General features: G+C 62.5%; 8 protein-coding genes. 4 read left to right on the top strand and 4 right to left on the bottom strand.

Features of this window, described 5'->3' with window-relative positions; translation table 11 throughout:
* Positions 1 to 212 precede the first annotated feature (212 nt).
* Complete coding sequence (locus ACN0X9_RS15170; RefSeq protein ID WP_417488404.1) at positions 213 to 911, bottom strand: helix-turn-helix transcriptional regulator; 699 nt, start codon at positions 909 to 911, stop codon at positions 213 to 215.
* Positions 912 to 1,035: 124 nt separating this feature from the next.
* Between ACN0X9_RS15170 and ACN0X9_RS15175 the strand changes: the two genes are divergently transcribed.
* Complete coding sequence (locus ACN0X9_RS15175) at positions 1,036 to 1,392, top strand: VOC family protein (RefSeq protein ID WP_417488410.1); 357 nt, start codon at positions 1,036 to 1,038, stop codon at positions 1,390 to 1,392.
* A gap of 18 nt (positions 1,393 to 1,410) precedes the next feature.
* Here ACN0X9_RS15175 and ACN0X9_RS15180 read toward each other — a convergent pair whose 3' ends face one another.
* The 3 genes from ACN0X9_RS15180 to ACN0X9_RS15190 form a co-directional block, all read right to left on the bottom strand.
* A complete protein-coding gene (locus ACN0X9_RS15180; protein WP_417488405.1) occupies positions 1,411 to 1,782 on the bottom strand; it encodes a hypothetical protein in 372 nt (123 codons plus the stop codon).
* A gap of 49 nt (positions 1,783 to 1,831) precedes the next feature.
* Complete coding sequence (locus ACN0X9_RS15185) at positions 1,832 to 2,275, bottom strand: helix-turn-helix domain-containing protein (RefSeq protein WP_417488406.1); 444 nt, start codon at positions 2,273 to 2,275, stop codon at positions 1,832 to 1,834.
* A gap of 224 nt (positions 2,276 to 2,499) precedes the next feature.
* Positions 2,500 to 3,489 (bottom strand): threonine ammonia-lyase, encoded by a 990-nt coding sequence (locus ACN0X9_RS15190; RefSeq protein WP_417488407.1) that lies wholly within the window; start codon positions 3,487 to 3,489, stop codon positions 2,500 to 2,502.
* Between the two features lie 163 nt (positions 3,490 to 3,652).
* Here ACN0X9_RS15190 and ACN0X9_RS15195 point away from each other — a divergent pair, with 163 nt between their 5' ends.
* The 3 genes from ACN0X9_RS15195 (at position 3,653) to ACN0X9_RS15205 (ending at position 7,768) form a co-directional block, all read left to right on the top strand.
* Complete coding sequence (locus tag ACN0X9_RS15195; RefSeq protein WP_417488408.1) at positions 3,653 to 5,296, top strand: long-chain-fatty-acid--CoA ligase; 1,644 nt, start codon at positions 3,653 to 3,655, stop codon at positions 5,294 to 5,296.
* 195 nt (positions 5,297 to 5,491) lie between these two features.
* Positions 5,492 to 5,695: a superinfection immunity protein gene (locus ACN0X9_RS15200; RefSeq protein WP_011643530.1), complete on the top strand. Its 204-nt coding sequence runs from the start codon at positions 5,492 to 5,494 to the stop codon at positions 5,693 to 5,695.
* Positions 5,696 to 6,025: 330 nt separating this feature from the next.
* Positions 6,026 to 7,768, top strand: a complete 1,743-nt coding sequence (locus ACN0X9_RS15205) for an alpha/beta hydrolase family protein (protein ID WP_417488409.1) — start codon at positions 6,026 to 6,028, stop codon at positions 7,766 to 7,768.
* Positions 7,769 to 7,989 lie beyond the last annotated feature (221 nt).

Consider the following 7,989-nt stretch of genomic DNA (forward strand, 5'->3'; position numbering starts at 1 on the left):
TCGAGGACATCACGGACACCGCAGACCACCACCAGGACACCCCGGTGTCCGCCGACATCCCGTTCCCTCCCATCCTTCGGCGTGAAAGCGTGCGGAGACGAAAAGCCGTGCACACAATCCGTAGTCACCCCTGCCACCCGCCTGCGCGGGCGCCGGACGTCCAGCGGGGATGACAGGCGGGTGGGGGCAAGGAGATATGTCCCCTGCCCGCGTCACACCAGCAAATCATTGCCATCCAGCGAGGACGCGAATGCGTCCTTGGGCAGGAGTTTGAACGGCGTGCCAGTCCGTCTGGCCGACAGGATCCGGTCGCACCGGAACACACGCGACGCGTCGCGGAGATGGTCGAAGGCGACCACATACCAGACTGGATATTTCAGCAAGAGATAGTGCGGCTCGATCTGCCGTTCGGACGGCTTGCCGTCTTCGCGCCGGTATTCGATCGCCAGCATCTCCTGATCCAGGAAGGCCTGGTGCAAGGCCTGCACAACGCTTCCCGGCGGCGCGGCCACACCCGCCTGGACAAAGGTAGAGGCCGTATCGCCGATCAGGATCCGGGACTTCATCCTAGTCACCCTGTTGCGTTTTTCCGGCGAGAAGGACGCCACGAGCTGTCGTCGCACCGATCCCAGGCTGGCCAGGAACATCGGCGAGCGCATCTGTTCGGACACCTCGATACTGATCAAAAGGTCGACGGCTTCGGCATAGGACAGGTTCAGACGGCCAACACCCCAATTACGGTCCAGGCGCACACCGCCGCCGCGTCCGCGGTCGGAATCAATGGGCAGGCCCTGCTCGCGCATGAGCAGGAGATCACGGGCAATCGTGCGCTCGCTGACCTCGTGCTGGCGTGCCAGATCCGCGACCGTGCACAGTCCATCCTGCTTGAGCTGGACAGCCAGCATGTCCATCCGCCGCAGCCTGTCTTTTGAGTTCGCGCGCGTCATCCAACAAATAAGACATAAAATGTCCTATTTGGCGATACACCTCGGATCAGCCACCAAAACGGTGCCTTGGCAGACAGGAGCGCAAGACATGAAGATGAATTATTTCGTCGTCGGTACGAACGACAAGGACGCATCGACCCGGTTCTATGATGGGGTCTTCCAGGAGTTCTGTATCAAGCAGGTCATGTCGAATGACCGGATGACCTATTGGCAGAGCGAAAGCTTTGCCTTTGCGGTCGCCATCCCGTTCGATGAACAACCGGCGACCAACGGAAACGGGACAATGGTCGGCTTCGCGCTCGGCTCGAAGGAGGCGGTCAAACGCCTGCACAGCAAGGTCATTGAACTGGGCGGCAGATGTGACGGCGAGCCTGGCGATCGCGGACCGATGTTCTCGGCCTATGTCCGCGATCTTGACGACAACAAGCTGTGCTTTTCGGCCTGAGGCCAACATGCGGCGGGCTCAGTCCGCCGCATCCTCGCCGGTGACCAGTTTCGGGATAGAGGTGAGCGCGAAGATCGCCGAGAAGACACCGGTCAGTCCGATCAGCCCGCGTTGCAGGATGATCAGCTCGTCCATGGTGATCGCGGCCCAGATGGCGGCGGCGGCCCAGCCTCCGGTGATGATGATGATGACCAGCGACTTCGCCCGCACACTGATATTGGCCAACAGGGTCAGCACGCCAATCGCCATGAAGGTCGTGCCGATCTCGTGATGCCAGGGCATGCGCGCCGCGATATCCGCGACGCCTTCTCGGATCACCCATCCAACGGTAACAAGCGCGCTGCCGGCCAGGGTAAGACCGATCCGGTCAATGAAGGAAAGACGAGCCATGCCATCCGGATAGCACAGCTCGCCGTCCAAGGCCCGTTGAAAGACGGATCTAGTACCGCTCTTGATACCGCGTCACGACTTCCATGAAGATCACCGGCAGGGCGTGACCGGCTATACCGACCGTCCACCAGATCATCGGCCATTTCATCACGAACCAGCCCGAGCCCAGGCTGATCCCGGCAAAGATAATCATGCCGAAGAGATAACTGGCCAGATGGATCCAGAAGGAAAGCTGCAAGGCAGCCCTGCCCTTGGCATTGCGTCGGCGGACCAGCTCGTCGGCCTCGACCTCGGGATCGACACACAAGGCAAGCACATCGACATTGAAAGCCGCAGCCAGCGCCATCAGCGTTTCGCGCGATGCGGCCTCGCCAGTTTCGATCCGCTGGATGGTGCGCAGGCCGATCCCCGCGACCTCCGCCAGGTGTTCCTGCGACCAGTGTCGCTCTTCACGCCAGCGTTTGATCTTGTCTGCGTCTGCCTTGAAAGCCATGTCCGTCTCCTGGAAAGCCTGTGTAAACCGATTGGCCCCAAAAAACAGACCGGCCGCCAAGCCACCACGTCAGCCTTGCGTCAGCCCCACGCCACATGGCCGCCAGTGGCCCGCCAGCTCTCCGTCATCCGACTTGAAGACCGGGTTGAAATCCCAACCAGGGCAAGGCGTCACGATAACCTCACCGCCGGAAACCCGTACAGCGCCCGCCATCCGAACGCAGGTCAGGCCCGAGCCAGCGCCTTCTGGAAGACCGACGCGTCGACATTGCCGCCGGTTGCCAGGACACACACCGTCTTGCCGGCAACATCGATCTTGCCAGACAGCACCGCCGCCAGGGCGGCGACACCGCCCGGCTCGACGACGATCTTGAGGTGACGCCAGGCCGCGGCCATGGCGTCGAGCGCCTCATCGTCCGAGATGGCAGCACCGCCGGTCAGCTGGGTCGAATTGAGGGCCCAGGTCAGGGCGCCGGGGGTCGGGGTGATGATCGCGTCGCAGATCGAACCGGTCAGGCGATCATTGGTCTCGCGGCGACCACTGGCCAGTGACCTCTTGTGATCATCGAATCCGACCGGTTCTGCGGCCCAGATCTCGATATCGGGGAAGGCATGCCGCATGGCCAGGCCGACGCCGGCGATCAATCCGCCGCCACCGGCACAGCACACGACAATGTCCGGGCGCTCACCCAGAGCCTGCAGCTGGTTGGCCGCCTCAAGGCCGGCTGTGCCCTGCCCGGCAATGATCCGGGGATCTTCATAGGGCGGCACCAGAATACGCCCTTCGGCCTCACATATCGCAGCGCCCAGATCCTCGCGGCTTTCCGTCGCGCGGTCGAAATGCACGACTTCGCCGCCCCAGAACTTCACACCGTCGACTTTCGAACGCGGTGCATCGGACGGCATGAGAATCTTGGCGTGGGTTCCGTTCAGCCGCGCCGCGGCCGCAACACCCTGGGCGTGATTGCCGGACGAGTAGGCGACGATGCCGCGTTCCCTTTCGGCATCCGTCAATCGGGAAATCCGGTTGAAGGCACCGCGAAACTTGAACGAACCGGTGCGCTGCAGGCACTCGGCCTTCACGAAGAGTTTCGCGCCCAGCCTGTCATCGAGCCGGTCATTGCGGAGCAAGGGCGTCTCGACCGCCTGTCCCGCCAATCGCGTCGCCGCATCAAGAATGTCCGCGTAAACCGGTAGATCAACGGGATGGGTCACGGCGATGTCTCCTTAACTGGACGCGGCGTCCGACGACGCCATATGTGGAAAAAACGCATAAGCAATTCAAACCGATTGAGCAAAGGGATTGCGCCGCCGCGCGATAGACCGTTTGATTGGCAAAACACAAAATGAAGCAACGGTTGTTACCCAGGGGAATTACATGACTTTGCGCGCACACATGATGGACTGTCCGCTGATGATTTCGGACATTCTGGTTCACGCGGCAAAATGCCATGGCGATCAGGAGATCGTGACGCGGCTGCCGGAGAATGGTCAGATCCACCGGCAGAATTATGCCCAGACCCATGAGCGGACCCAGCAGCTGGCCAATGCCCTGCAAAAGAAGCTCAAGATCCGCGAAGGCGACCGGGTCGCAACGATCGCCTGGAACTCCCATCGCCATTTCGAGCTCTACTATGCCATTTCCGGCATCGGCGCCGTGGTCCACACTGTCAATCCGCGCCTCGACCCGAAACAGCTGATCTGGATGCTCGACCACGCCCAGTCGAAGACCGTCTTCTTCGACAAGCAGTTCGCACCGCTGATCGACGCCATCTCGAAAGCGTGCAAATCGGTCAAGAACTGGGTTCTGATGACCGACAAGAGCCATCTCGATGGCGTCCAGACCAAGTGCAAGAGCTATGAGGAACTGATCGCCGAATATCCGGCGAAGTTCGACTGGCCGGTGTTTGACGAGTATGCGGCAGCCGGGCTGTGCTACACGTCAGGCACGACGGGCGATCCCAAGGGCGTCCTTTATTCACACCGCTCCACAGTCCTGCACGCCATGGCGTCGGCCGCGGCCGATGTGATCGGTGTCGGTGCCCGCGGCACGCTGTTGCCAGTGGTGCCGATGTTCCACGTCAATGCCTGGGGCATTCCCTACGCCGCGCCGATGAATGGCGCCAAGCTGGTCATGCCCGGCGCCCAGATGGACGGGGCCAGCATCCACCAGCTGATCGAGGATGAAAGCGTCAGCTATGTCGCCGGCGTGCCGACGGTCTGGCTCGGCCTGCTCAACTATCTGGAAGCCGAGGGCAAGCGCATCGATTCGGTCGAACGCGTCCTGATCGGTGGCTCGGCCCTGCCGGAAGCGCTGCTGCGCGCTTATGAGGACAAGTATGGCGTTGTCATGCAGCAAGGCTGGGGCATGACCGAGATGAGCCCGCTGGGCACGGTCAATGTCCTTTTGCCCAAGCATGAAGGGCTCAGCCGCGAGGAGATCATCCAGGTCAAACTCAAGCAGGGCCGCCTCGTCTTCGGTGTCGGCATGCGCATTGTCGACGACAATGGCGAGGAGCTGCCCTGGGACGGCAAGTCCTCCGGTCATGTCCAGGTCCGCGGACCGTGGATCGCTTCGGGCTATTACCGCGGCGCCGGCGCCGAGAGCTTCACCGAGGATGGCTGGTTCCAGACCGGCGATGTCGCCCATCTCGATGGCAGCGGCTTCATGACCATCACCGACCGCTCCAAGGACGTCATCAAGACCGGTGGCGAGTGGATCTCCTCGATCGACCTTGAAAACGCCGCCATGGGACACCCGTCCGTCGCAATGGCTGCCGCCGTCGGCATGCCGCACCCGAAATGGCAGGAGCGGCCGCTCCTCGTCGTGCAACTCAAGGAAGGCGCCGAGCCGGACGCGGCCTCGATCATCGAATATCTGCGCGGTGAAGTGCCGAAATGGTGGCTGCCGGACGCCGTCGAATTCATCGACGAAATGCCGATCGGCGCGACCGGCAAGATGCTCAAGACCAAATTGCGGGAAATCTACAAGGACTACGAATTTCCGACGGTTGAGGCGTAGACGCGCCTGGATCCGAGACGGTAAAGCCCCGGCCATCTGGTCGGGGCTTTTTCGTGGGCCAATCCTGACGCGGGACTTAAATCGGATTAATCCCCCCTCGTCCTCCCTTGTGCGGTTTCGCAACCGCTCCTACATTCATATCGAAATTCGATAAGCCTCAGATCCGGTGATCAACGGGGCGAAGGAGACAGGACAATGGAGGTTTACGTCATGGGTGGAGAAATCGCGGTGATTGGCCTGCTGGCCTATTTCGTGCCGACCCTGATCGCCCTCCTGCGCGGTCACGACAATACGTTCGCGATCTTCCTGACCAACTTGCTTCTGGGTTGGACCTTCCTCGGCTGGATCATCGCTTTCATCTGGTCGTTCACAGCCATCCGCCGGCGCGTGCGGGCCTAGGAGTTCCCCAAGCTCCCATCTCGGGTTGACCGCCCCCAAGCCTCACACCCCAACGGTCAGCCCCGGCAAACGCGCCTACCCCAACCGGCCCCAAACCGGACAATGCTGCGCCCGGATCGCCCCAACGATCCGGGCGCTTTTTTGGTCCGGCTGCCAAAATCATTTAGATCAATGTCGAATTATTGCTTGCAATCATTTTGATCATTAGCTAATTGTCTAGTTGAGCACGGGCCGGACGTTCTCCGACCAACGGCTCTGACATCCATCGCAGCCAGCCAACGGCGCCATTGCGGGTGACCACATATGACTGGCCATTTCCCGGAGGGCGACATGCCGATTATCCGAACCTTTTCCGCCTGGCTGACAGGCCTGTTTCTGGCGCTGGTGATGACACTGTCGCAAGCGTCTGCTGACGAGAGCCCCAATGCCCCGCCATCCGGGGACTGGCTCGGCATACTATCGACACCGGGCGGAGAGCTGCGCCTGCTGATCACGGCAACGGAGCAGCCGGACGGCAGCCATCGTGGTGAGCTGGAAAGCCTCGACCAGGCCCCGGGTCAAAAGATTCCGATCAATGAGTTTTCGATCGATCCCGACACGATGCGCTTTGCCATTACAGCCATGGGCGCTTCCTACAGCGGCGAATGGAATGACCAGACCCAACGCTATGAGGGCGAGTTCAGCCAGGGCATGACCCTGCCACTCTCCTTCGCCCGGCCCGAGGCGGTCGAGGTAACGGTCATCGACGGCATGGATGGCGTCTGGGAAGGCATGCTGACGCGCGGCGAGACCGAACTGGCCTTCACGCTCAATATCGAAACAGGCGAGGACGGCACCCAGGTCACGCTCGATTCGGTCACCCAAGCGGCCTATGGCATCCCGGTCACGGATGTCACCCGTGACGGTGACGCCGTCGGTTTTCGCATCCCGGCCGCCAATGTCACCTATCGCGGCGTGCTGAATGCCCAGGGTGACAGGCTGACCGGTCAATGGATCCGCCCCGGCTTTCCCGAAGCCGAGGTCGTCTTTCAACGCACGGCCGAGATCGTCACCGGTCCCAACCGGCCGCAGGAACCGGTCGGCCCCTTCCCCTACCGCGTCGAGCCGGTCCGCTTCGACAATCCCGAGGCCGACGGCGTCACCCTGGCCGGCACGCTGACCCTGCCGGCAGGCGACGGCCCATTCCCCGCCGCCATCCTGATTTCAGGGTCAGGCCCCCAGGATCGCGACGAGACCGTGTGGACACACCGTCCATTCGCGGTGCTTGCCGACCATCTCACCCGCAATGGCATCGCCGTCCTGCGCTATGATGATCGCGGCTTTGCCGAGTCCACCGGCGATTTTGCATCCTCGACCTCGATGGATTTCGCCTCTGACACGGCGGCAGCGCTGGCCTGGCTGCAGGCCCGGCCGGAGATCGATACTTCCGCTATCGGCCTGATCGGCCATAGCGAGGGCGGACTGATTGCCCCGGTTGTCGCCGCTGATAATGACGCGGTCGCCTTCCTGGTCTTGCTGGCTGGCCCCGGTACGACTGGCGAGCAGATCATTCTGGACCAGTCGCTGGCCGCAGCCCGCGCCGGTGGTCGCAGCCCGGAAGAGCTGGACGTGCTGGCACAGCTGATCCCGCAAATCACCGCCACGGTCACCGCGGCAGCGGATGAAGAGGCAGCCCGGACCGCCCTGACAGCCCTTCTGACAGATGAGAGGCTAGCCCTGCTCGGCGCCGCGCCGGCGCAGCGCGAACTCATGGTCAGCCAGAATGTCCGCGCCTGGCATCGCAACTTCCTGCAGCACGATCCGGCTGACTATCTGCCGCGGGTCGATCAGCCGGTTCTGGCGCTGAACGGCTCGCTGGACCTTCAGGTTCTCCCCGAGGCCAATCTCGCCGGCCTGGAAGCTGGCCTGTCCAGCAATCCCGACGTCACCGCGATCGAACTGGCGGGTCTCAACCACATGTTCCAGACGGCGCAAACCGGCACCATCGCCGAATACGCCGAGATCGAGGAGACCTTTGCGCCACACGCGCTGGACCTGATCTCGGACTGGATCGCAGCGCGCTTCGGCAACTGATCCAAAACAGGACGTCAGGGCGGCGCCGGGTCAGGACTGGACTCGGCGCCGTTGTCCAGGCGCAGCGCTTCACCGGAGCCGGTAAAAGACCATGCCCGCGCTTCACGCCCCCCCCCCCGCCCCTCAAGCCCCAGGGATAGCGGGGTCAGGACAGGCGCCCCCCGCGCCTGTTGCGCCATAAAACCCCTGCCCCGGGGGCGGCGCGTCCGCGGGGTGGGCGG

The organism is Maricaulis sp. (assembly GCF_048268525.1).
GTDB lineage: Bacteria > Pseudomonadota > Alphaproteobacteria > Caulobacterales > Maricaulaceae > Maricaulis.

What these genes read in the sequence shown, in the direction of transcription:
- ACN0X9_RS15170 (WP_417488404.1), bottom strand. Translation starts at nt 911, where the DNA reads ATGGACATGCTGGCTGTCCAGCTCAAGCAGGATGGACTGTGCACGGTC.
- ACN0X9_RS15175 (WP_417488410.1), top strand. Translation starts at nt 1,036, where the DNA reads ATGAAGATGAATTATTTCGTCGTCGGTACGAACGACAAGGACGCATCG.
- ACN0X9_RS15180 (WP_417488405.1), bottom strand. Translation starts at nt 1,782, where the DNA reads ATGGCTCGTCTTTCCTTCATTGACCGGATCGGTCTTACCCTGGCCGGC.
- ACN0X9_RS15185 (WP_417488406.1), bottom strand. Translation starts at nt 2,275, where the DNA reads ATGGCTTTCAAGGCAGACGCAGACAAGATCAAACGCTGGCGTGAAGAG.
- ACN0X9_RS15195 (WP_417488408.1), top strand. Translation starts at nt 3,653, where the DNA reads ATGACTTTGCGCGCACACATGATGGACTGTCCGCTGATGATTTCGGAC.
- ACN0X9_RS15200 (WP_011643530.1), top strand. Translation starts at nt 5,492, where the DNA reads ATGGAGGTTTACGTCATGGGTGGAGAAATCGCGGTGATTGGCCTGCTG.
- ACN0X9_RS15205 (WP_417488409.1), top strand. Translation starts at nt 6,026, where the DNA reads ATGCCGATTATCCGAACCTTTTCCGCCTGGCTGACAGGCCTGTTTCTG.